Origin of the sequence: Photobacterium sagamiensis (assembly GCF_050337085.1) — a bacterium.
Lineage (GTDB): Bacteria > Pseudomonadota > Gammaproteobacteria > Enterobacterales > Vibrionaceae > Photobacterium > Photobacterium sagamiensis.
This window is the reverse complement of record NZ_JAKJSP010000014.1, coordinates 159,472-185,424: the sequence shown is the minus strand read 5'-3', so window position 1 is coordinate 185,424 and position 25,953 is coordinate 159,472. Positions and strand designations below refer to the sequence as shown.

The window sequence follows — 25,953 nt, the reverse complement described above, 5'->3', positions numbered from 1 at the left end:
GCTAGCCGGTTGGTTAGCCTTTTTTGTTTAGTCAGTCAGTTAGTTGATTAAATCGCCGCCTTCGACTCCGACAACAACGCCTTGGCCGTCTAGTGCGATGAATGTGGCAATCTCAGTCTGTGCTTCTTTGGTAGCATTATCCGCAACAGTTTTGTCAATCGCGTTCTTATCACCATCTACATACTGAGGTGCGATAGCCGAGCTATGTTGTGCTTCTGAGTTTTTGTTGAACTCAGCAATACCCTGAACTTCGACCATCTGGGTTACGGTGATTTTAGCAAGCCCCGCTTGGTTACTAAGTTGTTTCACCAGAGGCTGTGTCCCGCCCATCTTACTAAACGTTGTAGTTTGATTTGGTACCACCGAATCCAGATGTGCCTGCATGACATAGACCGGACCTTCAACGCTGGACGCCAGGTTATACGGGTCGACGGTATCCAGTACAGTTTGTGCGGCATAGGCAAATGAGCTGAGAGTGCCGTTAATTTCACCTTTTGTATCAGTATCTAGTTCATCAAAGAATCCGGTGAAGCAGGCTCCGCCATCAACAGCGCTTCCACAGACTGACTCATAGGCTGCATTTTCAGCACCTATTAGCAATGAGTGTTTGATTGTCGGGCCGAATGTTTTTGATTCAAGCAATAGCGATGGGATACCACCGCCAGGGTTGGCAAAGGCGCCGGAGCTAAAGTTAAAGTATGAATCCAACGGCGTTAGAGGTGCTGGAAGAGACTGATTACCAAAACCATAAGTTCCTATACCTGTAATTGCTCCTAATGAATGACCAAAGAAGCTGATTTTTGACAGGTTAATTGCACCTAGTACAGGGTCAGCTTTAAGTTTCATGTTGGTGAGGGAAGCGCGTAGTCCCAGACCATCAATGATACTCTGGCGGATATTATCCCGGGCAACATTGAGGTATTCCAGGTTCATATACACATCAGCGGTGGTTGGTGTCGTGATGATGCTAGGTTTGCCATCTTTATCGAGGAGCGCCCGCTCGCCATGTAGTGGGTGATCGATGGCAATAACTGCCTTAGGTATGGAAGTAGGAACGGCTCCACCACCGTTTGTTAGAGTAGCGATGCCCATGTGGTTGGCAGCAAACAGGTAAGCCGTTTCCTTAACCGAAGTGATACCGTGTTGGTAAATAACAACCCCAGGGCCATCATCATCCGGAATCAAAGCAGACTCTGGCATAAATACCAGTACCGGTACTGGTTTCATCGATTTGATCTTCGGTATCGGGCTGAACCAGTTGATCTGGCGCTCTGAATCCAGTTGGCTACCGTCTGCCAGTTTGCCTTCAAGGCCAATCAGATTAACCATTTCTGCTGGATCACCAGTTAATAATTTGGCGATATCCACCCCAGACAGTGATTGTGCCAGTGCTGCTTTATCAGCATCGGTGCCACTTTCCATCACATTACCGATTTTTGCCAGGCTCGGTACCGCACTTTCCCATGGTGTTTTTTTCCATGCTTCGTTGGTGGTGTCATCATTTAGGAAATAAGGCAGATCGACAGTTCCTTTGTAGACCTTGATGGTAAGGCCAGCAGCTTTATAGGTTGCATAGGCATCTTTCAGAGCTTGCTTCGCGGCTGCTCCATTTGGATCTGCCTCACTTTTCACAAGATTAGTAAGAATCAGATCTGCATCAATGGCATCAGCTAAATCCACACCAATCTCTGGAAGAACAATCGAATACAGGGTACTCAAATCAAGATCTTTGGGTTTAGCTTCCCCTTTCCATATATTCCCAGGGTTACCCGTTGCAATAGATTGTGCGATGACGGTTTTGGTTGTATCAAGTACATCCCCGACAGAAGCGGTAGTAAACCAGCTGGAGTAGATGATACTTTCCGCATCAACACCTGCCTTTGCTGCAAATGTCCCTTCAATAAGATAGGTTAATCCCTGAGCTGTTTTCAATGGCTCAATGGTTTGTACTCTCATTTTTGTTTTCAGCTCGGCATAAGAGCTGGACAAGCCAACAGATTTGCCCTGAGTATCAGAGAGCTTATTGGTGACAGCAAAAATGTAGTTACTTTTCTCATCTAAGGGCTTCATCGGCTGGATGTATAATGTGCTGCCTTTTGGTTGTGCAACGAAGTGGGTTCCTTCATCTAATACCTCTAAGATCTGCATGTCCGCCCCTTTACGAGGGTCGTCAACTTTGAGCATGTAGACGCTACCAGCGGCACTTGTTGGTTCCAGATCTACACCAATAAATGGAATGATTATAGGCTGGCTAGGACTCCAGCCATCAACGGCTCCCATTGCAACTTTCGGGTTAGAGAGTGACGAGTCACCTCCGTCAGGAATATTCAACGTGCCATCTGTTGTGTCCATTAACATGAAACTAGGCAAAGGTATATTGGCATCAGCACCTAGTAAGGTGAAATCTACTTTGGTTGGTGCTTGTAAACTTTTAGCAATGTGGGATTCGTAAGAGATCGTTGGGTTACCTTCTAACCCAGTTTCATCGCCACAGGCGGTTAAACCGATTGTCGATGCGATAAGTACCGCAAGAATGTGTTTTTTCATAATTAATTGGCTCCGTATTCCGCTGTTGTTTGGTGGTGGCCTTGAGCGCCGAATATCACCTTCAGAATTTATAATTGATTTGAGCAGCGCTGATTAACGCATCACTTGTAGAGGTGAAAGAGCTGCCATCTTCTTCGAAGGTGATTTCTTTACCACGCAGATAGGTGAAACCAAGATCAAACGACATATTTGGGTTGTAGGTATAGGTGGCACCTGCTGAGTACCAGTAGCGGTCTGTATCAGGAATACTCAGGGTCGCTTTGCCTGCTTGTTCGTCTAAAGCAAAACCGGCACGTAGGGTCCACTCAGGGTTTAGAATGTAGGTTGCGCCTAAAGCCCAGCGGAATTGATCGTCATAATCCTCATCTTTCATCAGACAAACATCTGCTTCGCCATCATAGCCGGGGTTACATTCGTCACTTGTTGCACGCAGTTCTTCAAATTTACTGTACTGGGTCCACTGCACGCTATAATGAACAGCCCATTGATTATTTAGCGCGTGATAGCCGGAGAATTCAGCAATGGCTGGTAGAACAACAGGTAGTTTACCGGTGACTACATTATTGGGGGTTCCGGTAATTCCGCCGGAGTAATCAGTAAAATCGCCCTCAAAATCGAGATCAACCTGTGAACGGTAGCTCAGGCCAAAACGGTGATTCTCATTGACTTCATAAAGAGCCGCAATGTTCCAGCCCCACTCAACAGTATCCCCTTCCATCTTGATGGTTTCGTCGCTCGCAGCTTTTCCGAACAAAGGACCCAATGAGCCATAATAACGTTCAAGCTCAGCATCACCGTAGACAAGACTTACACCACCACCAATACTGAATTGATCGTTAATACGATAAGCAATATTCGGGTTCAGGTTAATTGTTGTCAGCGATGTCTCACCGGCTGATGATCCCGCATTAAAATCTGCAGGGTACTCGGTTGCGACGCCATAGTTGGAAAACAGTGCCAGCCCGACCGCCCAGCGGTCATTGATCGGATGAATATAGTAAGCTGCGGGTATAAAGCCCATCGGGGCAACATCTTTCGCAGACTGATCTTTTGTATTGTCATCTACATCAACCGTCGGGTCGACAATGCTTAATCCACCAGAAAGTTCAGCTGTTTTGAAAAGGGTCATAGCGGCGGGGTTACGGGCCAGCACTGCTGCGTTATCTGCAATTGCCGCTTCGCCAGCGAAAGCTCGGCCTAGACCGGAAGCGGAGTGTTCTGATACCTGAAAACCTGCGCCACTTGCATTAAGTGAAGTTATGGCGACGGCTACGGCAAGAACGGGGTATCTTATTTGTACGGACATTATACTGCCTCTCTATTATACAACTTGATTCTGCTTCTTGTTCTTCAGTCCATGAAGGAAAAACAACCATTTATATGCCGGATCAGTATAAGGAGGTTGAGCGTAATGTTAATTGCTTGTAATCACAGATTTAAGCTATGAATATCACGTAGTTAGAGGGGGTTTTGTTTTTATGTTTTAAACGGCCGTTTAAAATGAAATGGGTGTTTGAAAACATCATTCTAAAAGCGCGGCAAGACTGGGCTCGTAGGAGGTCTGATTAGATTTGGGTGTTTAATTATTAAGACAATTCGTTTTCTTCTGTTTGAGGTGTCAAAAGTGGCCTGCCAGCAATTTTTTTCTATTTGTTAACGATCTCACAAAAAAGTGCTGCTATTTTTTTGGTATCAGTTTGAAACTTCATTCTAAAAGCCCAGCAATGCTGGGCTTGAGAGGTGGTCCGATGAGTTCGTTTGTTTGACTTTTTATGACTCAGGTTTTTCTTCCGCTTGAGGTGCTAAAAGCGGCCAGCCACCTAATTCTTTCCATTTGTTAACAATTTTGCAAAATAGTTCAGCAGTTCTTTCCGTATCATAGAGTGCTGAGTGAGCTTCCTTATTATCAAATGGAATATCTGCCGTGCTACAAGCCTTGGCTAATACTGTTTGACCAAAGGCAAGACCGCTTAATGCTGCAGTATCAAAGGTTGCGAATGGATGAAATGGATTGCGTTTTAATTTCGCTCGCCCGGAGGCTTCCATCACAAAGCTATGATCGAAGTTTGCGTTGTGTGCCACCATAATGGCACGCGAGCAATCTGCTGTTTTCTGTTCTTTGCGGATCTTCTTAAAGATCTCTTTTAAAGCGGTCTCTTCAGACACAGCGCCACGAAGTGCGCTGAAGGGGTCACGAATACCATTAAATTCTAATGCTTCTTTATTTAAGATCGCGCCTTCAAATGGCGAAACGTGGAAATGAATGGTGGTGGCGGGCTTTAACCAACCATCTTCATCCATTTTCAGGGTGACGGCACAGATCTCAAGTAGTGCATCCGTTTTGGCATTAAAACCTGCAGTTTCAACGTCAATGACCACGGGGAAATAGCCGCGAAAGCGACTTTTTAATGTATTTAGTTCGTTATCTTCGCTCATAACACTGCTGTCGATATAAAGTAGGCGGGCATTATGTCAGATTCAGAAACGGAGCTAAACCTTCAGACAGGAAATGTCGATACAAAGGCGGCTAAAGATTTTCTGTGAGGATTCGATACAATAGGTAGCATTACGATCGACGTAGTTGGAATGGTATGAACAATTTTTCAAAAATGGCATGGTTGAATGCCTCGATGCTGGCGGGCTTGATGATGAGTCTTCCTGCGCAGGCAACGAAACAATATGTGGCAACGCCGGCGCAATCGAGCTGGAAGGTCGCTGTTGATACGCCATTAGAATGCCGGATGATCCATGCCATTCCGAGCTACGGAGAAGCGCAATTTACCTCCAGGGCCGGAAAGAAAATCAACCTTGATTTTGAATTAAAAATGCGCCGTCCAATGGGTGAAACACGCGATGTTAACCTGATATCTATGCCAGCTCGCTGGATGCCTGGCGACGCCGCAGAGCCGATTACCCGATTGACGTTTTTTAAACAATTCGATGGTTATGTCGGAGGCCAGATGGCCTGGGCGATGTTGAGTGAGTTGGAAAGTGGCCGCTATCCTACTTTTAGTTATAAAGACTGGCAGCACCGAAACAAAATGATAGAAGTTTCGCTTGCTGCGGTATCTTTCCAAACGCCATATCAGCAGTTCAGTCAGTGCCTGGATAACTTGTTGCCTTATAGCTTTGAAGATATCGCCTTTACGGTACTGCATTATGACAGTGATAGTGATGAGCTGAACAAGGCGTCACAGAAGCGATTGGCACAAATCACGGACTTTGTTCGTTACAGTGATGATATTGATTTAGTGTTGCTTGCCACTTATACCGATTCACATGGCGGGAAAAATGTGAATCAGAACTTGTCTGAACGCCGGGCGAAGAAATTAGAAGAATACTTTATGTCGATGGGCTTGCCGGAAAACCGGATTCAGGTTGAGGCTTATGGCAAGCGCCGCCCGATTGCTGATAATTCAACACCTATCGGTCGTAATAAAAACCGGCGTGTTGTGATTTCGTTAGGCAGAACAATAATTTAGAACTGATGTGGATGGTTCGAGTATTATCTAGTACCTTGACTCATTAATTATGATTGATTGAACAGATTAGTTTTTTATCGATGAAGCCAAATCGTCGTCATCCTCGAAATCGCTTAATGCTGATCTTTTCATTATCGATTGTATTTACAGTAGCGATTATCGGGGATCCACAGTCCACTGAACCTTCAGTGCATGATGGATCCCTGATAACCGCCAGGTGAGTTTTGAGAAAGCCTGCAAGCTCAGTGTTTGACGGTTTCTGGGATGACGGACTTTGACCGTTTCAATCAATCATCTTCACTGTGTTTAGGTACTAGTATCTAGTTTTCTAGTCTCTCGAACCTGCTATCTATGCTCGCTGGATCAGTTCGATTTGGTAGCCATCTGGATCGCGAACAAAAGCGATATGCGTTGTTCCGCCTTTCACCGGTCCCGGTTCTCGGGTGACATTACCACCGGATGCTTTGATGGCGGCGCAGGTGGCATAGACATCTTCAACTCCAATCGCAATGTGGCCGAAAGCATTACCCATGTCGTATTCTGTCGTTCCCCAGTTATAAGTCAGTTCAATCACGGCACCTTGTGTTTCATCACCATAACCGACAAAAGCCAACGTGTATTTGTAAGCTTCGTTATCACGCTTACGAAGCAGTTCCATCCCCATTACATCAGTATAAAATTGAATAGAGCGGTCAAGATCGCCAACCCTTAGCATAGTGTGAAGAATACGTCCGTTTGCCATAAGGCTCTCCAATGTTCAGGGCTTTCGCCTGTTTGTGATGTTATTAAAATTATCGATTAAACCGCTAGAGCTATATCGATTGGTATTACTCGTCCGGATATACTTTTTCTTCGAACTCACAAAGGTCTTCAATGATACAGCTACCGCAGCGTGGCTTACGGGCTATACAGGTGTAGCGACCATGAAGGATCAACCAATGGTGGACATCGACTTTAAATTCTTTGGGAACTACTTTGAGTAACTTTTCTTCAACCTGATCAACGTTTTTGCCCATGGCAAATTTGGTACGGTTTGATACCCGGAAGATATGGGTATCGACGGCGATAGTCGGCCAGCCAAAGGCGGTATTCAGCACCACATTCGCCGTTTTACGGCCAACACCGGGTAAGGCTTCAAGCGCTTCACGGTTTTCCGGTATTTCACCACCGTGTTTTTCCAGCAAAATTTTGCAGGTTTTAATAACGTTCTCGGCTTTTGAATTGAACAAACCGATAGTCTTGATGTATTCCTTGATGCCATCAACCCCCAAATCAAAGATGGCTTGGGGCGTATTTGCAATCGGGTAGAGTTTGTCTGTTGCCTTGTTGACACTGACATCTGTCGCCTGAGCGGACAGTAGTACCGAGATCAGCAGTTCAAATGGCGAGCTCCATTTTAGCTCGGTTTCCGGGTGGGGATTTTCTGCTCGAAGGCGTTCAAGGATCTGAACACGTTTGTCGTTGTTCATAGTATATATGGCTTCCTGACTGACCGGATCTGCAGACACTTAAGCTGGTGTCGAAGGTTGAGCTTGCCCGTTTTTAAATGTCTGCAGATCCGAGATAAATACTCTGCTCTTAGTTGGCAGATGTAATACGTACACGCTCAATCGTGGTTTTTTTCTCAGCCGCTGCTGTTTTCTGCTCGCGTTTCTTATCGATAACGTTTTTCAGGGCAATCATAAAGCCCACACCGATAAAGGCACCGGGTGGCAGCATGGCTAACAGGAAACTACTGTCAAAGCTGAAGACTTCAATGCGCAGAGATGCGGCCCAGTCTCCAAGCAGACGATCAGCACCATCAAACAACGTGCCGTTACCTAAAATTTCCCGCATTGCACCTAGCGCAACCAGCGCAGAAGTCATACCAAGTCCCATCCATAAGCCATCAAGCGTTGCTGGAAGAGGATCATTTTTGGATGCAAAAGATTCTGCACGGCCAATGATGATGCAGTTGGTTACAATAAGTGGAATGAAAATGCCTAAGGACTGATAAAGGCCATAGGTAAAGGCATTCATTAATAATTGAACACAGGTAACCAGAGACGCAATGATCATGACGAAAATGGGAATGCGGACTTCTGAGGGTACCCACTGGCGTACCAGCGACACAATAAGGTTGGATCCGACTAATACGGCAGTTGTTGCCAGACCTAAGCCTAATGCATTGGTGACGGTGGCAGACACTGCCAGCAGGGGGCATAAGCCCAGTAGTTGAACAATGGCCGGATTATTTTTCCACAGGCCATTTTTCATCAGTTCTTTATTCAGGCTCATGATTCACCTTGACAATTCAGAGGTTGATTAAGGAGTTCCTGTTGATGGCGTTCAAAATACAGTGATACATTTTTAACGGCTTTCACAATCGCACGCGGTGTGATCGTTGCGCCGGTAAACTGGTCGAAGTTACCGCCATCTTTACGTACCGCCCAGGCAGGATCTTTTTCGCCTTGTACCTTTTGACCGGTAAAGCTGTAGATCCAGTCTGTCACTCGGGTATCGATTTTATCACCGAGCCCCGGCGTTTCCTGATGGCTCAGCACACGAACGCCAGTGACAAAGCCTTTCATATCCAGACCAACAACGATCTTGATTGCACCGTTATAACCATCCGGAGCAATAGCTTCAATGGCGACACCGGTTGGCTCATTGGCTTTTTCTGCGATGTAAGCCGGCATTGGTGCTGAAGTACCTAAGTATTGCTCGTTGGTGATTGCCGTGCAGTTTTTGTGTAGCTCATTGTCATGGCTCTGCGCAGGTATTACCTGATTCAGTACTTTGAGCAGTTCTTTTTGCTGCTGCTCTATGATCTTATCTTTAGTCAGCAAATGTGTGACAGAAACCAAGGAGGTTGCGAGCAGCGCAAAAATGGCCAGCACACCACTGTTTTTCTTCATTGCATTTAGCATGATCGTGCGCTCCTAGGAATGGCCGTATGTACGAGGGCGAGTGTAGTAATCAATTAAAGGGACACACATGTTCGCCAGTAACACACTGAAAGCAACACCATCAGGGAAGCCGCCCCAGGTACGGATCAGATATATCAGCACACCAATCAGCGCGCCAAAAATAATACGACCTTTTATTGTGGTTGATGCCGATACAGGATCAGTGGCAATGAAAAAAGCACCTAGCATGGTTGCTCCTGAGAGCAGGTGAAAAAGAGGTGATGCCGTACCATCTGGGTTAAGCAGAAATGCGACGCTGCTGATCACAAAGAGCGCACCCAACATACCGGCAGGAATATGCCATTGGATCACCCGCATTTTCAGCATGATTAACCCGCCGAGTAAGAAACCCAGGTTTATCCATTCCCAGCCAACGCCTGCAATGGTGCCAAATACAGGTTTTGCCATTGCTTCAGTAGTTGTCAGTCCTGTGGTCAATGATGTTTTCAGCGTATCTAAAGGGGTCGCCATGGTTACGCCATCAACCGATAAACGTAGTTGATGAACACTAAAACCATCTTGGGTAAAGCCAGTGAAAATCGCCAACAGGCTGTCAGTCAGTGTTGCAGATTCTGCACTTAATGATAATGGCGGCAGCCAGGTTGTCATCTGTACGGGGAAAGAGATCAGCAGAACCACATAAGCCACCATCGCGGGGTTAAATAAGTTCTGGCCTAATCCGCCATAGAGGTGTTTGGCAATGACGATGGCAAACACCACACCAATGACTGTGATCCACCATGGTGCCAGTGGCGGGATCGATATGCCCAGTAACACGCCTGTCAGCAATGCACTGTTATCTCTAATGTATGGCAGAGCCGGGCGTTTTCTGAATCTCATGATAGCGGCTTCAGAAGTCACCGCGACAACAGAGGCCAAAAGGATCTGAATTAATGTTCCCCAGCCAAAAAAGAACCATTGTGCAGCAACGCCTAATGCGGTGCATAAAATTACAGTTCGCATGATGTCGCTTGTACTGCGACGGCTATGCGTGTGGGGTGAGCTGGCAATATTAAAAGCCACGGTTTAGTTTTCCTCGTTATTCTGTTGAGCTTCTTTTGCTGCCTGTTGGGCAGCTTTTCGCGCTTTAGCACGGGCGACGGCAGCAGCGACAGCGGCTTTTTTGGGATCGAGTTCAGCCTTGTCGGTCACATCGGCCGTTTCAGTCTGAGCCTGTTCTGCCTGCTGAGCAGCTTTTCGCGCTTTGGCACGGGCGATGGCAGCAGCGACTGCGGCTTTCTTGGGATCGACATCAGCAGCGTCGGTCTCATCAGCTGTTTCAGTCTGGGCTTGCTCTGTCTGCTGGGCGGCTTTACGTGCTTTAGCACGGGCGACGGCAGCAGCGACAGCGGCTTTTTTGGGATCGACGTCAGCCGTGTCAGTCACATCAGCTGTTTCCGCCTGAGCTGCCTGCTTAGCCGCTTTTCGCGCTTTGGCACGGGCGACGGCAGCAGCGACAGCGGCTTTTTTGGGATCGACATCAGCCGTATCGGTCACATCAGCTGTTTCAGTCTGAGCCTGCTGAGCAGCTTTACGCTCGCGAGCCAGGCGCTTACGTTCTTCACGAAGCTTCGCCATTTCCCGGTTATCAGGTAAGGAGCTATCGGGTAAAGAAGTATCTACTAAAGAGCCATCAGACGTGGCTGCAGTAGCTTGTGCTGCCGATGCCTGCTTCGCCTTAGCACGGGCAATTGCCGCGGCGACGGCTGGTTTCTTCTCGGCACTGGCCGATGCTGCTTGCTTGGCTTTTACCCGTGCAATTGCAGCGGCAACGGCGTCATCACCACCGGCGCTTGCCACATCTTTACGACGATCATCTGCCGCTTTCTTAAAGCGATTTTCGCGTTCAGCCTTATCTCGCTCCATACGCGCAGTTTTGGCTTCATAACGCTGTTTTGCTCGCTCGGCATTAGCTTCATCTTGTTTACGGGTTCGAATTTCAGCTTTTGCCTGGCGATAGTACTGAACCAGCGGGATCTCACTTGGGCAGACATAGGCGCAAGCACCGCATTCAATACAGTCGAATAAGTTATATTCTTCGCACTTGGCGAAATCTTGATCTTTTGCATACCATTGCAATTGTTGCGGCAGCAGTGAAACCGGGCACGCTTCAGCACATGCGGAACAACGAATACATGCCAGCTCGTGATTGGCTGGTGAAATTTCTTTACGGGTCGGCGCAAGAATGCAGTTGGCTGTTTTGGTTATTGGCACATCACAATGTGGCAGTGTAAAACCCATCATCGGGCCGCCCATGATGACGCGCGGCAGTTTCTTATCGGCTTTATGCCCGAATTGATTCAGCAGAAAGTTAACGGGTGTTCCTAATAGCACCCAGGCATTACCCGGTTGCTTAAAGGTGTTGCCGGTTAAAGTGACCACGCGTTGGATCAGTGGTTCACCATTAATAACAGCGCGTTTAATCGCATGAACAGTACCGACGTTCTGCATCATGATGCCAATATCGGCAGGAATGCCTTTTTGCGGTACTTCTTTACCGGTCAGTACTTTGATCAGCTGCTTTTCACCACCGGACGGGTACTTGGTTGGTATCACGCGGATCAAGATACCATCGTCTTCAGAGACAGAGCGCTTCAGGGCGTTGATCGCCTCGGGCTTGTTATCTTCAATGCCGATAACCGTCAGTGCCGGTTTCAGAATGTAGCGAATAATACGAACGCCTTCGATCACTTCGGCAGCATAATCCTGCATCAGACGGTCATCAGCGGTGATATAAGGTTCACATTCGGCGGCATTGATAATAAGCAGATCTGTTTTACCTAAACCACTTTGCAGTTTTCGTCCGGCAGGGAAGCCTGCACCGCCCATACCGGCAATACCACTCAGGCGAATATGCTCAATCAGATCGGCAGCTTCTATATCGTTATAGTTGCTGATAGTTTTTCGTTCACCCCAGCGATCTTCATCATCAGGCTCAATGATGATACATAAATCAGCCAAGCCGGAAGGGTGGGCAATGGTACGTGCTTCCACCGCTTTGACTGTACCGGATGTCGGTGCATGGATCGGTACACTCAATGCCACATCAGCGTGTGTCAGCGGCTGACCTTTTACAACTTTGTCGCCAGCTGAAACTAAAATATCACCCACAGCACCGATATGCTGTTTGAGGGGAAGTACCAACTCATCAGGAATGATGACTTCTGATATTTCAGATTGATTTGACAGGTTTTTTTGCTCCGGCGGGTGGATACCCCCCGGGAAGTCCCATAACTGGCCTTGTTTTAATTGTTCTATGATTGACAGCATGGTTACTCTACCTTGTTGGCGCTAGTTTCTGCAGGAATGTTAACAACAGGGATCTTATTTAGATCCCACTTCCAGCTTTCCGGTGTGGTTTCAACCGGCACCATTTCAATACAGTCAGTAGGGCAAGGTGAGACACAAAGATCACAACCGGTACATTCCTCTTTAATGACTGTATGTAGTGCTTTTGTGCCACCAACAATGGCGTCGACAGGACATGCTTGAATACATTTAGTACAGCCAATACACATGTCTTCGTGAATAAAGGCGACTTTTTTCAGTCCTTTATCTTCGTTATGTGCCGAATCCTGAACTTCAACTCCCATTAGATCGGCCAGTTTTTCGATTGTTGCCTGACCACCCGGAGGACACTTATTTATTTCATCACCATTTGCAATGGCTTCTGCATAGGGACGACAACCCGGGTAACCGCACTGGCCACATTGGGTTTGGGGCAGGATTGCATTGATTTGCTCAACAATAGGATCCGCTTCGACTTTGAAACGAATAGAAGCAAAGCCGAGAATAAGACCAAAAATTGCGGCTAAAACGGCGATTGCAATCACTGCAATTAAAATTCCGCTCATCTTACACTTTCACCAATCCAGTAAAGCCCATAAAGGCAAGAGACATCAGCCCTGCGGTAATCATGGCGATTGAGGCACCTTTAAAGGGTTCAGGCACATCGGCAGCCGCAATTCGCTCACGCATAGAGGCAAACAGAACGAGCACCAGAGAGAATCCGACAGCCGCACCGAAACCGTAAATAACCGACTCAATGAAGTTATGACGTTCGTTAATGTTTAACAGGGCAACGCCTAACACCGCGCAGTTGGTGGTGATAAGAGGGAGGAAAATCCCGAGTAAACGATAGAGAGTAGGGCTGGTTTTGTGTACCACCATCTCTGTGAACTGTACTACGACAGCGATCACCAGAATGAAGCTGAGGGTGCGTAAGTATTGAATGCCTAAAGGCACCAGAATATAGGCTTCAACCAGATAAGCGCACACAGAAGCGAGAGTCAGCACAAATGTGGTTGCTAACCCCATACCAATTGCAGTTTCCAGTTTCTTTGATACCCCCATGAAAGGGCACAAGCCTAAAAATTTCACCAGTACAAAGTTGTTAACCAACACTGTACCTACGAGTAGTAGCAGGTATTCAGTCATACCATCTTAATTATGATTGAAAGGGATCTGCATATTATCATCCTTTGTTCAGGCTATAACAACTCCTCTGAAGCAGGGTTTTTCGTTATTGATGGTCTTTTTATCAATGGTTCAGCGTACTAATGGTGGGGATAAGGTTTTAATTCGCTTATCAATACCCCACCTGACCTTCTGAAAGCCATGAGCGTGCAGTAACAAATGGCAGTGAATATTAAGGGGGAGACAGTTGTTGATTGGTATCGGTGATTAAGCAAACAACAAAGTGTTGAAAGTGTCGCCGGTCGGTTATTTTTTGAAAGATTTATGGTTGACACATTTTAGGAGCCTAGCTAATATCAGCCTCGTAAACAGAGTGATTCCCCTTTAGTTCAGTTGGTAGAACGGCGGACTGTTAATCCGTATGTCGCTGGTTCAAGTCCAGCAAGGGGAGCCAAATTTAGCCTTATCGCAGATAGCATGATTATATGCGCTAAAGCACAGAGATAATTCCCCTTTAGTTCAGTTGGTAGAACGGCGGACTGTTAATCCGTATGTCGCTGGTTCGAGTCCAGCAAGGGGAGCCACATTAAAAGCCTCATCTTCGGATGGGGCTTTTTTGTACCTGATGATTACTGCTTTGCCATAATTGTCACAGATCCCGCCAGCCATGAAGAACCCGATCGGAATGTAAGGCCTTTAAATTTCACCGCAAATGGATCCCTGATAACCGCCAGATAAGTCTTGAGCAAGTTTGTAAGTCCACTGTCTGGCGGTTTCTGGGATGACGACTGTTTGGCTTCATTGATAAAGAACTAATCTGCTCAATCAATGAGTCAAGGCAATAGGTGCCTTCCACTCAAGTTCAGCAAAGAGAGTTACATAAAAGATTCATCTTCGAATAGGACTTTTTTGTGCTTGTGTCACTGCTTTATTGCATGAAGAGCGCTTTCTCAAGAGTAATCACTCGTCATTAATTGGTTGTAAAATATTACATCAAAAAACACTTGATCTTCTTGGGGCTAGAACTGACAGGGGCTTTAGTTAGTTATCCACGGAAACTGTGGATAACTGTGTTGATGGATGTTAGAAAAACGTAATATGTATAAAGGAAGAGTTGATCAGTCTTGACCTGCCTAGTGTGAAATCATGAGCATAAGCATTTGTTATTAAATAGGAATTAATAGCAAAGAAGAGATGTTACGAAGATATTAGAATAAATGCTTTAGACTATATTTTGAACAAAGATAACTGTGAATTGATTCAAATCAAGATCTGAAAAAGCTGTGGATGATTCTCATCAATAGTTATGATGAAAAGGAATTTTATGCTGCATTTGCAAGACGGTTTTTCTAATCTTTCTGGGAGTGATTAACTCCGTGGGCGGTGATAATACGCCTATGGAAAAATTTGATCAATCCCTACTTTTCATTTTCTTATTATTTATTCGCATTTAGAACCCGATATCTGAGTGAAAAGGGTATAAAAAAGCCCAGATAGGTTATCTGGGCTTTTTTCGTCAGCCGCTAACTACCCAAGTAATCATCACTTGTTAGTTAACGATATGCTTGTTACTGGCTGTCGACCGAAGAAGGATCTACCTGTATATAGTTCAGAACTTCATCCGGAGAATCTCTGTTCGTTTATTGACATGCTTGCTCACAGTAGCAAAATAGCTAACTGAGTATTGTCTTCCCCTCCAACGGAAACTAAGCATGAGCAAAGTGTTCGAACTGTCTTCTCATTTTTCACCGTCGGGTGATCAGCCTACTGCGATCAATCAACTACTTGATGGGTTAGATGCTGGCCTTGCTCATCAAACACTGTTAGGGGTAACTGGTTCAGGTAAAACTTTTACTGTGGCGAATGTGATTGCGAAAGCAAATCGTCCCACATTCATAATGGCGCCTAACAAGACGCTGGCAGCGCAGCTATATGGGGAAATGAAAGAATTTTTTCCTGATAATGCGGTGGAATATTTCGTTTCCTACTATGACTATTACCAGCCTGAAGCGTATGTGCCGACGACGGATACCTTTATCGAAAAAGATGCGTCGGTGAATGCACATATTGAGCAGATGCGGTTGTCGGCGACTAAAGCGCTGATGGAGCGTCGTGATGTGATCATCATTGCTTCGGTATCAGCGATTTATGGCCTGGGTGATCCAGACTCCTACCTAAAAATGATGTTGCATGTTCGCCGTGGCGATATGCTTGATCAGCGTGATATTCTGCGTCGTTTAGCCGAACTGCAATACAAGCGGAACGATATGGCATTTGAGCGCGGTACTTTCCGTGTTCGGGGTGAAGTGATCGATGTCTTCCCGGCAGAATCTGAGCATGATGCGATTCGCATTGAGCTGTTTGATGATGAAGTTGATTGTATTAGTGTTTTTGATCCGCTGACCGGTGCGGTTCAGCAACGCGATTTACCTCGTTGTACGATTTATCCGAAGACCCACTATGTCACCCCGCGCGAAAAAATACTGGAAGCGATCGATAAGATCAAAGATGAGCTGGTAATACGCCGTAAACAATTAATGGATAATAATAAATTGGTCGAAGAGCAGCGTATTGCCCAGCGTACTCAATTTGATATTGAAATGATGAACGAACTGGGCTTTTGCTCAGGGATCGAAAACTATTCTCGTTACCTCAGTGGACGTGCCGAGGGTGAGCCGCCTCCGACGTTATTTGATTATCTGCCCGCCGACGGCCTGCTAATTATCGACGAATCTCATGTCACGGTATCGCAGATTGGTGCTATGTATCGTGGTGATCGCTCTCGAAAGGAAAACCTTGTCGAATACGGTTTCCGTCTACCTTCAGCATTGGATAATCGTCCGATGAAGTTTGAAGAATTCGAATCATTAGCCCCACAAACCATTTATGTGTCTGCCACGCCGGGTAAATATGAAATCGAACAATCCGGTGGTGATATAGCTGAGCAGGTTGTGCGTCCGACAGGACTGCTCGATCCGATCATCGAGGTTCGGCCGGTTGCCACACAGGTTGATGACCTATTGTCAGAAATTCATATTCGTGAAGCGAAAGGGGAGCGTGTTCTGGTTACGACGCTGACGAAACGCATGGCGGAAGACTTAACGGAATACCTGGCTGAACATGGCGTTAAGGTGCGCTATCTTCACTCCGATATTGATACGGTTGAGCGGGTGGAGATCATTCGCGATTTGCGTCTCGGTGAATTTGATGTTCTGGTTGGGATCAACTTGTTACGAGAAGGCCTGGATATGCCTGAAGTGTCGCTGGTGGCGATACTTGATGCCGACAAAGAAGGTTTCTTACGTTCTGAACGTTCGTTGATCCAGACTATTGGCCGTGCGGCTCGTAACCTGGAAGGGCGTGCTATTTTATATGGCGCCAAAATCACGGGCTCGATGGAGCGAGCGATCAATGAAACCAACCGCCGCCGTGAAAAACAGCATGCCTATAATGAGGAACGTGGCATCGTGCCTCAGGCGCTGAATAAAAAAGTGGGTGATATCCTGGAGCTGGGTAAGCCAAGTTCTCGCTCAAGGAGCAATAAAGCAGCCCAGCTAAACAGGGTTGCAGAAAGCAAGGGAACTTACACCAGCATGTCACCGCAGCAACTGGAAACGGAAATTCAGAAGCTGGAAACTGAAATGTATGATTTGGCGCAGAACTTAGAGTTTGAAAAAGCCGCCGAAACCCGTGACAAGATCCATACTCTCCGACAGCAGTTTATTGTAAACAGCTAAGCGACTAGTACTTCATCACAGATGTTTTGACGAGTTCAGTTACCAAACATCGTCATTCCGTAAAGTGAGGCACGAACTTATACGGAATCTAAGGAGTGCATGGTTAGAACTGGATCCCGGATATCTCGTTCCTCTATTCCGGGATGACAAGTTTGGGAGCTTCAACTATTCATAGTTTATGTGAAAGAGTATTAGCTCGTCCCTTCACTGATTTTCAGGTAAAAAAAAACCAACCGATAAATATTTCGGTTGGCTTCATTGTTTTAGTGAAAAAAATCCACAAACAACGTCAGTTGGCTAGGTTGACTCTTCATTCAGAGTCAATTTATATAATGCAGGCATCGTGCCAACTTTTTTTGCGATAATGATTTGTACTTTTTACCTATGATAAAGATATTTTTGTCATATTTATTTGCTAAACTGGAGTTGTTATTCGCATTTTGCAAACCGTTATGCGATTCATAGTGAGACGGTGAACGAATGAAAAATCGTGGCAATATAATTACTTGTATTGATTAAAATGGGTTCATGGAACTTAGGTCTGGGGTGGCAATGGAAAGCAGGGCAAAACAACGGCAAGTATTGATGGTAGAAGACACCGCCTCTGTTGCGGCGTTGTATAAATCTTACCTCAACCCTCTGGGGCTTAGTGTCAATATCGTCGGCACGGGAAGAGAAGCACTCTGCTTCATTCAGGATATTGTTCCTGATCTGATCCTTCTTGATTTACGCTTGCCCGACATGACGGGCATGGAAGTGCTGGAAGCGGTTCGGCGTGAGCATGGCAACCTTCCTGTCGTGATAATGACAGCTCATGGATCGATTGATGTTGCCGTTGAAGCCATGAGATATGGCGCTCAGGATTTTTTAATCAAACCTTGTGAAGCTGATCGGCTGCGTATTACCGTTAACAATGTTTTGAAGGAAGGCTGCCAAACGCAGGAAGCTTCTCAATCCAAGCAAGGTGGCGCGCAATATCAAGGGTTCATTGGCAACAGTATTCCGATGCAAGCGGTATATCGTGTGATCGAATCAGCGGCGGCAAGTAAAGCGACGGTATTTGTTACCGGAGAAAGCGGCACCGGCAAAGAAGTTTGTGCTGAGGCTGTTCACGCTGCCAGTCCACGAAATGACAAACCTTTCATAGCCTTAAACTGTGCCGCAATTCCAAAAGAGTTGATTGAAAGTGAGTTGTTCGGCCATGTGAAAGGGGCATTTACCGGGGCTTCAACTGAGCGTCAGGGAGCGGTAGAGCTTGCCCATCAGGGAACATTGTTCCTCGATGAACTTTGCGAAATGGACTTAGATTTACAAAGTAAGTTGCTGCGTTTTATTCAGACCGGCACTTATCAGAAAGTGGGCTCTTCAAAAACCAGCACGGTCGATGTTCGTTTTGTTTGTGCGACGAACCGAAACCCCTGGGTGGAAGTGCAAGAAGGGCGCTTTCGGGAAGACTTGTATTATAGGTTACACGTTATTCCTATTGAACTGCCGCCTTTGCGTGATCGCAGTGATGACATGATTGAAATTGCCCATGCTTTACTGGCTTTAATGTCGATGGAAGAAGGAAAAAACTTCAGTCGCTTTTCGCCAGATGTTATTGCGTTACTTAAATCACACTCCTGGCCTGGCAATGTACGAGAGTTGCAGAATGTCATCCGGAATATAGTGGTATTAAATGCGGGCGAAGAAGTGACTTTGCAAATGGTTCCACCGCCGATAAACAGTATAGCTGGCGTTGAAATTGCATCTTCCATAAATAGTTCACCAGATATTCAAAATCGTCCAATCGAACTTGGTGCAAATTTACATATTGAACAAAGTCGGCGATCGATGATTGAGCCGCTTTGGGTGGTTGAAAAACGTGCGATTCAGGCTGCAATTAATGTCTGTAATGGAAACATTCCGCGTGCTGCAGGTTTACTGGAAGTTAGTCCTTCAACCATATACAGAAAATTACAAACCTGGCAGGAAACAACAGGTTGAAACAGGGAGATCAAATAAATGGTAAAGAGTATTAATGCAGTAACCATCAAACGACTGGCAGAAGAAGTCGGTGAAGAAACGGTCATACTCTTACTTAATGTGTTTAGTGATGAGCTAGAGCAGTACTTACGCCAGTTATCTGATCAACCATCGGTCAATCAGGTCGGGGAGATCAGCCATGCCATTAAAAGTAGCGCTGCCAGCTTTGGGGCTGACAGTTTAGCTGAAATGGCTCAAGAATGTGAATCGCGTGTGAGACAAGGGCAAAATGAATGGATGGTGGATCATTTGCCGGAATTAACACAAATGGTTAAGGGCATGGCACGCGAGTATAAGCAATTAGCCTGTAACGATCAGTTTATCAATCGAATGCTTTAATTTCATTCGGTCATGGCGCCATTCATGATTGCTCGATGCTAAATCTTCAATCAGCTGTTCATACCTTGGAGCAAGTTCTGGCCAGGGTTGATCGGTAATAATGGCATCAATGTGGCGCCCCTGCATTGCCCGTTCACACCAATGCAGCATACTGCTAAGAGACATCTGTCCGGCAGGACCTTTCTCTTTATCCAGATTGGTTATAAATACGATTTTGGCCTGGCTCTCTTTTAACGCTGAACCAATGTCTTTGAGTAATAAAGGCGGCATAATACTGGTTAGAAAACTGCCAGGCCCTAACAAGATGATATTGGCCTCTTTAATCGCCGTCACCGTTTCTTTCGTGGCGGGAACCGCTGGCTCAATATAAAGTCGTTGAGGGACTTCCTCCAGTTCATCGACACTGGTTTCCCCGCAAATAATCTCGCCAGCCAGCGTCAACGCTGATAGGTCGGCCGGGTGCTCAGACATTGGGATGATATGGGGTTCGACTTTCAGCATGTCCCGGATAAGATTAATCGCTTCTAAGGGGCGGATGCAGAGATTATCGAGTGCGGTAAGCATCAAATTACCCAGATTATGCCCATTGAGTTCGCCATTGCCGCGGAAGCGGTACTCGAAAATCATCGAACCGACAGAGGGCTCTGTGATCAATTGGTTAATGCAATTACGGGTATCACCCCATGCGATTCCACCCTGACAAGCACGAATACGACCTGTAGAACCGCCGTTATCTGTAGTGGTGACAATCCCGGTAACATGGGAGCCATAATCAGACAGTGAGGAGAGCATGCGGCCCAAGCCATGACCACCACCGATAGCAACGATCTTGGTATTAATTTCAGTCTTTGTATTTGTCATGATTTTATTTGCATATTTTTGCGATCTTGATTGTTGTATAGAGTATACAAAGCAACAAAATGAATACAAGATTTCGCTGGGGATATGCTATTACTGTCACGTTTTTGGGGGGGCTGCACACCCAAACATTAGTGAGGCTCTTGCATCATACTCATTAAATAATCGCAGGTATCCAGACAATTTGGGGTATTAAGTAGTGCTTGTTTTTCACAGGCAGGTACCGGCAAAAGTTCTAACCAGCGCTGACATAACCAGCTTAAATTGTTGAACTCTTTGGCTTGATGTAAACGGTCGAGTTCCGGGTATTTCTCGAACATAATTCGCAATTTCACTGCCAGCAATCGCTGGTTATTATGGAGTTTGATTTCTGCCCATTGAGGTATTGTCCGGTATTCAGCAGAAAACACCCCCTTGTTATCTTGCGTCAATGACTTAATGCGGAAATTGTCGTGCCCGTAGACGGTAACGATGAGGGAGCCATCCTGTGTTGATGTGTCAAAATCTTCCACAGTGACGCGGGTACCAATGTGGAAAAAATGCTGACCAGGGTTGTTTTCATCAAGCATACAGACACCAAAGCCATCGGTTGACGACAAAGCCACTTTAAATGCTGCTGTTTGTGAGCCGGGAGCTATACGAATAGGCATTCTGCCTGTAGGCAATACATGGCGTTTTTGAAAAAGTAGCGGTATTGATTGCGTCATACACAGCTCCATTCGTCACTATCAGTGTCTGGTAGCATGGATATTGCAAATGTGATGCCGAAAGTGTCATACCGCTAACGTGCTGAAATTGAGCGTCTCAATTGATGAGTAAGCAATGCGCTTATTTTCATATTGCAAACCCCTGATGCAAATTGCAAAGCAGCCTATCCCCAAACTACCTCACTTCTCACTTCCTGTTGGCAATGATTTTAAGCGCATTATCGCTGGGTAATAACTCGAGATGACCTTGTTCATTGAAGTACCAACCTTTAATGATCCCTTTTGCCATCATGTCATGAAAGCCATCAATAATATGTTGCGCTTCCTGATGCGCGTTCTGTGCATCTATGCCATCTTCGCGCTGGAGATAGAGTGCAATATCATCAACGCTGGCAGATTCGATAATGTTGGACATAATATCCTCACTTAATATCAAGAAAACAATTAATATTCCCTTTAGTAGTATTGTCGGGATCTTTCTCGAAAGGTAGAATGCAGCACGTTTTTTTCGGTGAAATGTCTATACTGTCATTTCTCTGATACTTATATGATTAGATTAGCAGCTGTGTGGATGACTCTAAATGAGCGTTACATAGCAGCCCATAACTCCGAGCTTTGTTCACTAAGTTGCCGCCTTTTGTCTTTTGTAATACGGACGAGAGACAGGTAATAAGTGACCAACGCCAGTGACAGTCTGTCACCAGGGTCGATTTAGAAATGAACCGGCCTCCCGTATTTGGAAAGGTGTTCCGTGGCAAAACAATTAGAAGATAATCTTCAGTTAGAAGATCAATTTCATCGCAAGTTTTATTACTTGCGACTTTCAGTTACCGATGTGTGTAACTTCAAATGTACATATTGCCTGCCTGATGGTTATCATCCGACGGAAAAGAAGAAGCCTTCTTTTCTTACGTTAGATGAGATCCAGCGTGTAACGGGTGCCTTCGCCGAATGTGGTACGACAAAAGTGCGTATTACAGGTGGCGAGCCGAGCTTACGTCGAGACTTTAGCGATATCATCCGTACTGTGGCTTCTCAGTCTGGTATAGCCAAAGTGGCGACAACCACGAATGGTTACCGCATGGCTAAACATGTTAAAGACTGGAAAGAGGCTGGCCTGACACATATTAACGTGAGTGTTGATAGTCTGGACCCGAAAATGTTTTATCAAATCACGGGTGAGAATATGTTTCATCAGGTGATGTCGGGTATAGATGCCGCTTTTGATGCGGGCTTTGAACAAGTTAAAATTAACACGGTACTGCTCAAAGACTTAAATTCACAAGAGTTGCCGAAGTTTCTTGATTGGATAAAAACCAGGCCGATCCAACTGCGTTTTATTGAATTGATGCAGACCGGTGAGATGGACAATATGTTTAAGAATCATCATCTCTCTGGGGTTAGCATTCGTAATCACCTCATTGCCAATGGCTGGATCTTAAAGATCAAGAGCAAGAATGATGGTCCCGCCCAAGTCTTTTGTCACCCTGATTATGTCGGTGAAATCGGACTGATCATGCCTTACGAAAAAGATTTCTGCCAAAGTTGTAACCGTTTACGCATATCGGCGAAAGGTAAGCTTCATCTGTGCCTGTTTGGTGAGCACGGGGTGGACTTGCGAGATTTGCTTGCCGAAGACGAGCAGCGTGCAGAGCTGATTGAGCGTATTCAAGGTGGTTTACAACAAAAAGCGGTAGGTCATTTTCTTGATGATGGAAATTCTGGTATGACTCCGCACCTTGCCTCAATTGGTGGCTAATACCAGTAAACCAAACAATTGATGACTGCTATCACCCATGTGAACGGAAGTAATAATAATGACACAACTAACGCATATCAATGCTTCAGGTGAAGCGAATATGGTCGATGTTTCAGCTAAGGCTGAAACTGTTCGTGAAGCGCGCGCTGAAGCCTTCGTCCATATGGCGCCGGAAACACTCGCACTGATTGTATCGGGCAAGCACCGTAAAGGTGATGTATTTGCAACGGCCCGTATTGCGGGTATTCAGGCGGCGAAAAAAACATGGGATTTGATCCCGCTATGTCACCCTTTGTTGCTGTCCAAGGTTGAAGTGCAGTTAGAAGCTATTGAAGCGGAGAATATGGTACGTATAGAATCGTGCTGTAAGCTGGCGGGTAAAACCGGCGTTGAAATGGAAGCGCTAACTGCGGCATCGGTGGCGGCGCTGACTATTTACGATATGTGTAAAGCGGTACAGAAAGATATGGTTATAGATCAGGTTCGTTTGTTAGAAAAAACGGGCGGCAAATCAGGTCACTTTAAGGTTGAAGCATGATTAGTGTACTTTTCTTTGCTCAGGTCAAAGAGCTGATTGGGGTTGATCGTTTAGACGTTGAAGCAGAATTTACGACTGCAGAAGCATTACGCGCTCATCTGACTGAACGTGGTGATAAATGGCAGCTGGCGCTGGAGTCTGGCAAATTACTGGTTGCTGTTAACCAGACAATTTGCCATTTAGAGTCTGAAATCAAAGATGGTGATGAAGTTGCTTTCTTCCCGCCAGTAACCGGGGGCTAATCATGGTTTCTGTTCAGGTTGAAGATTTTTCAGTTGCAGATGAATATGCAAAACTGGCTGAAGGCACTGACGCTGGAGCGGTTGTTACGTTTATCGGTAAAGTGCGTGATTTTAACCAGGGTGATGACGTCACGGGTCTATCGCTAGAGCACTATCCGGGAATGACCGAGAAGGCCTTAGCTGAAATTATTGAGCAGGCGTGCGAGCGCTGGCCACTGCTGAAAACCCGGGTTATCCACCGAGTGGGTGATCTGGAACTGGGTGATCAGATTGTGTTTGTTGGCGTAACCAGTGCACACCGAGGTGCGGCATTTGAAGCCTGTGAATTTATCATGGACTATCTGAAAACCCGCGCACCATTTTGGAAGAAAGAACAGACGAACAGTGAGAGTCGCTGGGTCGATGCAAGAGATACCGATACTTCTGCGGCTGATCGTTGGCAGAAAAAATAACCTAACACTTTTGTTAGGGTGTGAAAAAAGGAGCTGATAACCAGCTCCTTTTTTAATGGCTAAAGAAAAAGATTTAGTTTCTAAATTTCTCGAACTTCGTTACCACCCCTCCTGCATTAAATAGCACTTTCCGCCGCATTGCCCTGCGGAATATTCCCCCCTTTATTATCGCGCTCATAACATAAATGCAACCTCTGTAAGCGTTGTAAAATCGCCTGATAAAAGCAGAGGTAACCATGTCGCAACAAATGATTGGATAATCTTTCATTAATATTCAGGTGTTGTTTCAAAAAAAGCTGTGCTATGTTTTTCTTATGAGCATAAATAACCATTAATAATGAATGGTTATAAAACTTACGGTTAAGGTTCGAGTACCCGTAGTAAATAGGAGGGGATTATGATCAGGAGCGATCGTTTACTCTATGAAATTGCACCCGATGGTTTTGGTGAACGTCAGTGTGAGCCTTGGGATCTCTGGCGTGACCGTGCACACTTGATGTTGCCCCATTTTCCCGATGAAGTACTTGAGCAATGGGTATATCGCCATTGGAAAGCGGTGCTTTGTAATTGGGGCTGGCTTGATTTTCGTGCGATGTCATTTACCAAGCAGGTCTGGACAAATGACGAGATCCTTAACACAATCAAGACTCCTCATGATGATGTGGTCGATAAGTTTTCACGCCGTATGAGCAATGAAATCTTTCAGCGCAGTTGGTTAGTACAGAATATGCAAGAGCGTGGCACCTGGCCTGTGGCGCCGATTATTTTGCATTATGAGCGTGATTTGTACGCGACCAATGGCCGGGTATTAAAAGCCCCGTTTAACTTGCTGGAAGGGCATCATCGGTTAGGCTACCTGAAAGCGATGATAGAGCAGGGAGAGTTTACCCAGGAGACACATGAAATCTGGATTGCAAAGATCCCCGTTCATTAACGGATATCCCGAATGGTATTAGTTTGTCCTACAGTGAATGTCGATATAAAGAAGAGCAGCCGGATTATAGGCTGCTTTTTTCTGCCAATTTCATCATGAACTGATTTTTCGTTGCTTCAGCTCCAGTTTTGATAATTGCTGGTAACAGTTTTTCTCCGCGGCATTTAATTCCATCATTACAGCTTGAATATCGGCTTGTTGCTGTACCAGAAGACGTTGTCGATACTTAATTGCATTGAGCATGTCATGCAGCTGCTTTTTATTGCTCTTCTCTGAATCGTACAGATCAAACAGTCCCCGAATATCATCAAGGCTGAAACCGAGTCGCTTGCCACGAAGTGTCAGCTTTAAGCGAGCGCGGTCTTGCCGCGAATAGATACGGTTTTGACCATTTCTTTGCGGGGTTAATAATCCATGATCTTCATAAAATCGAATACTGCGCAGTGTCACGCCAAACTCTTCAGCAAGTTGAGATATTGAGAAAGTATCCTTACTTTCTGTCTTTAACATTATGATTTAACCTAATTCCATTGACCTGCTGGGATCATTTCACAACTGAGTAGTCATTGACAAGCTTCGCTGCGGGTTTAAACAGGGGGGGGCTAATGGTTTAGATCGGTATCAAGAAGGTAAATGTTTCTCGGTAGCGGTAAAAAAATAGCCCCTTTAAAAAGAGGCTATTGAAAAATGTGAATGGGTAGTTAATAACTACTTGGTTTCACTTTTTGATTCGCCTTTAGTACTACGTGCTGGTGGCACATAACCGTGACGGACTCGGGATGGACTTGGACGTGAGAAGCAACCTGCTGGTCTCATATATCAACTCTCAAGATAGAACGGAACGGGAACGGATTATTGAATAATCAACCTGATTTGATGCTATCAGATTAACTTTTTCAATATAGACGATAGTAACGCGATTTACGTGTTGCAGATACTTGAAAAATGGTAAAAAACAGCCTTGTGAAA

24 protein-coding genes, 2 tRNA genes and 1 riboswitch are annotated in these 25,953 nt (G+C 45.6%); of the genes, 11 read left to right on the top strand and 15 right to left on the bottom strand.

Features of this window, described 5'->3' with window-relative positions; genetic code table 11:
* Nucleotides 1-39: 39 nt before the first annotated feature.
* The 3 genes from L4D76_RS05450 to rnt all read right to left on the bottom strand — a co-directional run bounded on the left by L4D76_RS05450 (nucleotide 40) and on the right by rnt (nucleotide 4,983).
* Nucleotides 40-2,547 carry a VolA/Pla-1 family phospholipase gene (locus tag L4D76_RS05450; protein WP_428439919.1) on the bottom strand — a complete coding sequence of 836 codons (2,508 nt, stop codon included), beginning with the start codon at nucleotides 2,545-2,547 and terminating at the stop codon, nucleotides 40-42.
* 61 nt (nucleotides 2,548-2,608) lie between these two features.
* Complete coding sequence (locus L4D76_RS05445; RefSeq protein WP_428439918.1) at nucleotides 2,609-3,853, bottom strand: outer membrane protein transport protein; 1,245 nt, start codon at nucleotides 3,851-3,853, stop codon at nucleotides 2,609-2,611.
* A gap of 464 nt (nucleotides 3,854-4,317) precedes the next feature.
* Entirely contained in the window at nucleotides 4,318-4,983 is a 666-nt protein-coding gene (gene rnt / locus L4D76_RS05440; RefSeq protein ID WP_428439917.1) for a ribonuclease T, read from the bottom strand.
* A gap of 194 nt (nucleotides 4,984-5,177) precedes the next feature.
* On the opposite strand from rnt, the gene motY reads away from it, so the two are divergent.
* Nucleotides 5,178-6,029, top strand: a complete 852-nt coding sequence (motY, locus tag L4D76_RS05435) for a flagellar protein MotY (RefSeq protein ID WP_428439960.1) — start codon at nucleotides 5,178-5,180, stop codon at nucleotides 6,027-6,029.
* 349 nt (nucleotides 6,030-6,378) lie between these two features.
* Here motY and gloA read toward each other — a convergent pair whose 3' ends face one another.
* The 8 genes from gloA to rsxA form a co-directional block, all read right to left on the bottom strand.
* Nucleotides 6,379-6,771 carry a lactoylglutathione lyase gene (gloA, locus tag L4D76_RS05430; RefSeq protein WP_428439916.1) on the bottom strand — a complete coding sequence of 131 codons (393 nt, stop codon included), beginning with the start codon at nucleotides 6,769-6,771 and terminating at the stop codon, nucleotides 6,379-6,381.
* Nucleotides 6,772-6,856: 85 nt separating this feature from the next.
* Complete coding sequence (gene nth, locus L4D76_RS05425; RefSeq protein ID WP_428439915.1) at nucleotides 6,857-7,498, bottom strand: endonuclease III; 642 nt, start codon at nucleotides 7,496-7,498, stop codon at nucleotides 6,857-6,859.
* 109 nt (nucleotides 7,499-7,607) lie between these two features.
* Complete coding sequence (locus L4D76_RS05420; protein ID WP_428439914.1) at nucleotides 7,608-8,306, bottom strand: electron transport complex subunit E; 699 nt, start codon at nucleotides 8,304-8,306, stop codon at nucleotides 7,608-7,610.
* A complete protein-coding gene (gene rsxG / locus L4D76_RS05415) occupies nucleotides 8,303-8,938 on the bottom strand; it encodes an electron transport complex subunit RsxG (protein WP_428439913.1) in 636 nt (211 codons plus the stop codon). Before rsxG ends, L4D76_RS05420 begins: the two co-directional genes overlap by 4 nt.
* Nucleotides 8,939-8,950: 12 nt before the next feature.
* Complete coding sequence (gene rsxD / locus L4D76_RS05410; RefSeq protein WP_428439912.1) at nucleotides 8,951-10,000, bottom strand: electron transport complex subunit RsxD; 1,050 nt, start codon at nucleotides 9,998-10,000, stop codon at nucleotides 8,951-8,953.
* A gap of 3 nt (nucleotides 10,001-10,003) precedes the next feature.
* Entirely contained in the window at nucleotides 10,004-12,247 is a 2,244-nt protein-coding gene (rsxC, locus tag L4D76_RS05405) for an electron transport complex subunit RsxC (RefSeq protein WP_428439911.1), read from the bottom strand.
* A 2-nt stretch (nucleotides 12,248-12,249) separates the two neighbouring features.
* Nucleotides 12,250-12,831 carry an electron transport complex subunit RsxB gene (gene rsxB, locus L4D76_RS05400; protein WP_428439910.1) on the bottom strand — a complete coding sequence of 194 codons (582 nt, stop codon included), beginning with the start codon at nucleotides 12,829-12,831 and terminating at the stop codon, nucleotides 12,250-12,252.
* Between the two features lies 1 nt (nucleotide 12,832).
* Nucleotides 12,833-13,414 (bottom strand): electron transport complex subunit RsxA, encoded by a 582-nt coding sequence (rsxA, locus tag L4D76_RS05395; protein ID WP_428439909.1) that lies wholly within the window; start codon nucleotides 13,412-13,414, stop codon nucleotides 12,833-12,835.
* A gap of 357 nt (nucleotides 13,415-13,771) precedes the next feature.
* On the opposite strand from rsxA, the gene L4D76_RS05390 reads away from it, so the two are divergent.
* The 5 genes from L4D76_RS05390 to L4D76_RS05370 all read left to right on the top strand — a co-directional run bounded on the left by L4D76_RS05390 (nucleotide 13,772) and on the right by L4D76_RS05370 (nucleotide 19,494).
* Nucleotides 13,772-13,847: transfer RNA gene (locus L4D76_RS05390), tRNA-Asn, on the top strand.
* A gap of 54 nt (nucleotides 13,848-13,901) precedes the next feature.
* A tRNA-Asn gene (locus L4D76_RS05385) sits at nucleotides 13,902-13,977 on the top strand.
* A 1,128-nt stretch (nucleotides 13,978-15,105) separates the two neighbouring features.
* On the top strand, nucleotides 15,106-17,130 hold the full coding sequence (gene uvrB / locus L4D76_RS05380) for an excinuclease ABC subunit UvrB (RefSeq protein WP_428439908.1): 2,025 nt from the start codon (nucleotides 15,106-15,108) through the stop codon (nucleotides 17,128-17,130).
* A 552-nt stretch (nucleotides 17,131-17,682) separates the two neighbouring features.
* Nucleotides 17,683-19,116 (top strand): quorum-sensing sigma-54 dependent transcriptional regulator LuxO, encoded by a 1,434-nt coding sequence (gene luxO / locus L4D76_RS05375; protein ID WP_428439907.1) that lies wholly within the window; start codon nucleotides 17,683-17,685, stop codon nucleotides 19,114-19,116.
* Nucleotides 19,117-19,134: 18 nt separating this feature from the next.
* The gene (locus L4D76_RS05370; protein WP_428439906.1) at nucleotides 19,135-19,494 is read left to right on the top strand and encodes an Hpt domain-containing protein; all 360 of its coding nucleotides are present in this window, start codon (nucleotides 19,135-19,137) and stop codon (nucleotides 19,492-19,494) included.
* Here the strand turns inward: L4D76_RS05370 and yvcK are convergent.
* The 3 genes from yvcK to L4D76_RS05355 form a co-directional block, all read right to left on the bottom strand.
* Complete coding sequence (yvcK, locus tag L4D76_RS05365) at nucleotides 19,456-20,355, bottom strand: uridine diphosphate-N-acetylglucosamine-binding protein YvcK (RefSeq protein ID WP_428439905.1); 900 nt, start codon at nucleotides 20,353-20,355, stop codon at nucleotides 19,456-19,458. The two genes, L4D76_RS05370 and yvcK, sit on opposite strands and share 39 nt — an antisense overlap.
* Nucleotides 20,356-20,483: 128 nt before the next feature.
* The gene (locus L4D76_RS05360; RefSeq protein WP_428439904.1) at nucleotides 20,484-21,059 is read right to left on the bottom strand and encodes an LON peptidase substrate-binding domain-containing protein; all 576 of its coding nucleotides are present in this window, start codon (nucleotides 21,057-21,059) and stop codon (nucleotides 20,484-20,486) included.
* 187 nt (nucleotides 21,060-21,246) lie between these two features.
* The gene (locus L4D76_RS05355; RefSeq protein WP_107284542.1) at nucleotides 21,247-21,474 is read right to left on the bottom strand and encodes a hypothetical protein; all 228 of its coding nucleotides are present in this window, start codon (nucleotides 21,472-21,474) and stop codon (nucleotides 21,247-21,249) included.
* Between the two features lie 179 nt (nucleotides 21,475-21,653).
* A riboswitch (molybdenum cofactor riboswitch) is annotated at nucleotides 21,654-21,822 on the top strand.
* Between L4D76_RS05355 and moaA the strand changes: the two genes are divergently transcribed.
* The 5 genes from moaA (at nucleotide 21,796) to L4D76_RS05330 (ending at nucleotide 24,984) form a co-directional block, all read left to right on the top strand.
* Nucleotides 21,796-22,818, top strand: coding sequence for a GTP 3',8-cyclase MoaA (gene moaA, locus L4D76_RS05350; protein ID WP_428439903.1), 1,023 nt, complete (start codon nucleotides 21,796-21,798; stop codon nucleotides 22,816-22,818). (Overlaps the previous riboswitch by 27 nt.)
* 58 nt (nucleotides 22,819-22,876) lie before the next feature.
* Nucleotides 22,877-23,356 carry a cyclic pyranopterin monophosphate synthase MoaC gene (moaC, locus tag L4D76_RS05345; RefSeq protein ID WP_428439902.1) on the top strand — a complete coding sequence of 160 codons (480 nt, stop codon included), beginning with the start codon at nucleotides 22,877-22,879 and terminating at the stop codon, nucleotides 23,354-23,356.
* Nucleotides 23,353-23,598, top strand: a complete 246-nt coding sequence (gene moaD, locus L4D76_RS05340; RefSeq protein ID WP_428439901.1) for a molybdopterin synthase sulfur carrier subunit — start codon at nucleotides 23,353-23,355, stop codon at nucleotides 23,596-23,598. Before moaC ends, moaD begins: the two co-directional genes overlap by 4 nt.
* Nucleotides 23,599-23,600: 2 nt before the next feature.
* A complete protein-coding gene (gene moaE, locus L4D76_RS05335) occupies nucleotides 23,601-24,050 on the top strand; it encodes a molybdopterin synthase catalytic subunit MoaE (RefSeq protein ID WP_428439900.1) in 450 nt (149 codons plus the stop codon).
* A gap of 397 nt (nucleotides 24,051-24,447) precedes the next feature.
* Nucleotides 24,448-24,984 (top strand): hypothetical protein, encoded by a 537-nt coding sequence (locus L4D76_RS05330; protein WP_428439899.1) that lies wholly within the window; start codon nucleotides 24,448-24,450, stop codon nucleotides 24,982-24,984.
* Between the two features lie 93 nt (nucleotides 24,985-25,077).
* On the opposite strand, the gene L4D76_RS05325 is transcribed toward L4D76_RS05330, so the two are convergent.
* A complete protein-coding gene (locus L4D76_RS05325) occupies nucleotides 25,078-25,494 on the bottom strand; it encodes a MerR family transcriptional regulator (protein WP_428439898.1) in 417 nt (138 codons plus the stop codon).
* Between the last annotated feature and the right edge of the window lie 459 nt (nucleotides 25,495-25,953).

Bases quoted from the DNA above. Each gene is read 5' to 3' on its own strand.
- L4D76_RS05450 (WP_428439919.1), bottom strand. From the start codon at position 2,547: ATGAAAAAACACATTCTTGCGGTACTTATCGCATCGACAATCGGTTTA.
- L4D76_RS05445 (WP_428439918.1), bottom strand. From the start codon at position 3,853: ATGTCCGTACAAATAAGATACCCCGTTCTTGCCGTAGCCGTCGCCATA.
- rnt (WP_428439917.1), bottom strand. From the start codon at position 4,983: ATGAGCGAAGATAACGAACTAAATACATTAAAAAGTCGCTTTCGCGGC.
- motY (WP_428439960.1), top strand. From the start codon at position 5,178: ATGCTGGCGGGCTTGATGATGAGTCTTCCTGCGCAGGCAACGAAACAA.
- gloA (WP_428439916.1), bottom strand. From the start codon at position 6,771: ATGGCAAACGGACGTATTCTTCACACTATGCTAAGGGTTGGCGATCTT.
- nth (WP_428439915.1), bottom strand. From the start codon at position 7,498: ATGAACAACGACAAACGTGTTCAGATCCTTGAACGCCTTCGAGCAGAA.
- L4D76_RS05420 (WP_428439914.1), bottom strand. From the start codon at position 8,306: ATGAGCCTGAATAAAGAACTGATGAAAAATGGCCTGTGGAAAAATAAT.
- rsxG (WP_428439913.1), bottom strand. From the start codon at position 8,938: ATGCTAAATGCAATGAAGAAAAACAGTGGTGTGCTGGCCATTTTTGCG.
- rsxC (WP_428439911.1), bottom strand. From the start codon at position 12,247: ATGCTGTCAATCATAGAACAATTAAAACAAGGCCAGTTATGGGACTTC.
- rsxB (WP_428439910.1), bottom strand. From the start codon at position 12,831: ATGAGCGGAATTTTAATTGCAGTGATTGCAATCGCCGTTTTAGCCGCA.
- rsxA (WP_428439909.1), bottom strand. From the start codon at position 13,414: ATGACTGAATACCTGCTACTACTCGTAGGTACAGTGTTGGTTAACAAC.
- uvrB (WP_428439908.1), top strand. From the start codon at position 15,106: ATGAGCAAAGTGTTCGAACTGTCTTCTCATTTTTCACCGTCGGGTGAT.
- luxO (WP_428439907.1), top strand. From the start codon at position 17,683: ATGGAAAGCAGGGCAAAACAACGGCAAGTATTGATGGTAGAAGACACC.
- L4D76_RS05370 (WP_428439906.1), top strand. From the start codon at position 19,135: ATGGTAAAGAGTATTAATGCAGTAACCATCAAACGACTGGCAGAAGAA.
- yvcK (WP_428439905.1), bottom strand. From the start codon at position 20,355: ATGACAAATACAAAGACTGAAATTAATACCAAGATCGTTGCTATCGGT.
- L4D76_RS05360 (WP_428439904.1), bottom strand. From the start codon at position 21,059: ATGACGCAATCAATACCGCTACTTTTTCAAAAACGCCATGTATTGCCT.
- L4D76_RS05355 (WP_107284542.1), bottom strand. From the start codon at position 21,474: ATGTCCAACATTATCGAATCTGCCAGCGTTGATGATATTGCACTCTAT.
- moaC (WP_428439902.1), top strand. From the start codon at position 22,877: ATGACACAACTAACGCATATCAATGCTTCAGGTGAAGCGAATATGGTC.
- moaD (WP_428439901.1), top strand. From the start codon at position 23,353: ATGATTAGTGTACTTTTCTTTGCTCAGGTCAAAGAGCTGATTGGGGTT.
- moaE (WP_428439900.1), top strand. From the start codon at position 23,601: ATGGTTTCTGTTCAGGTTGAAGATTTTTCAGTTGCAGATGAATATGCA.
- L4D76_RS05330 (WP_428439899.1), top strand. From the start codon at position 24,448: ATGATCAGGAGCGATCGTTTACTCTATGAAATTGCACCCGATGGTTTT.
- L4D76_RS05325 (WP_428439898.1), bottom strand. From the start codon at position 25,494: ATGTTAAAGACAGAAAGTAAGGATACTTTCTCAATATCTCAACTTGCT.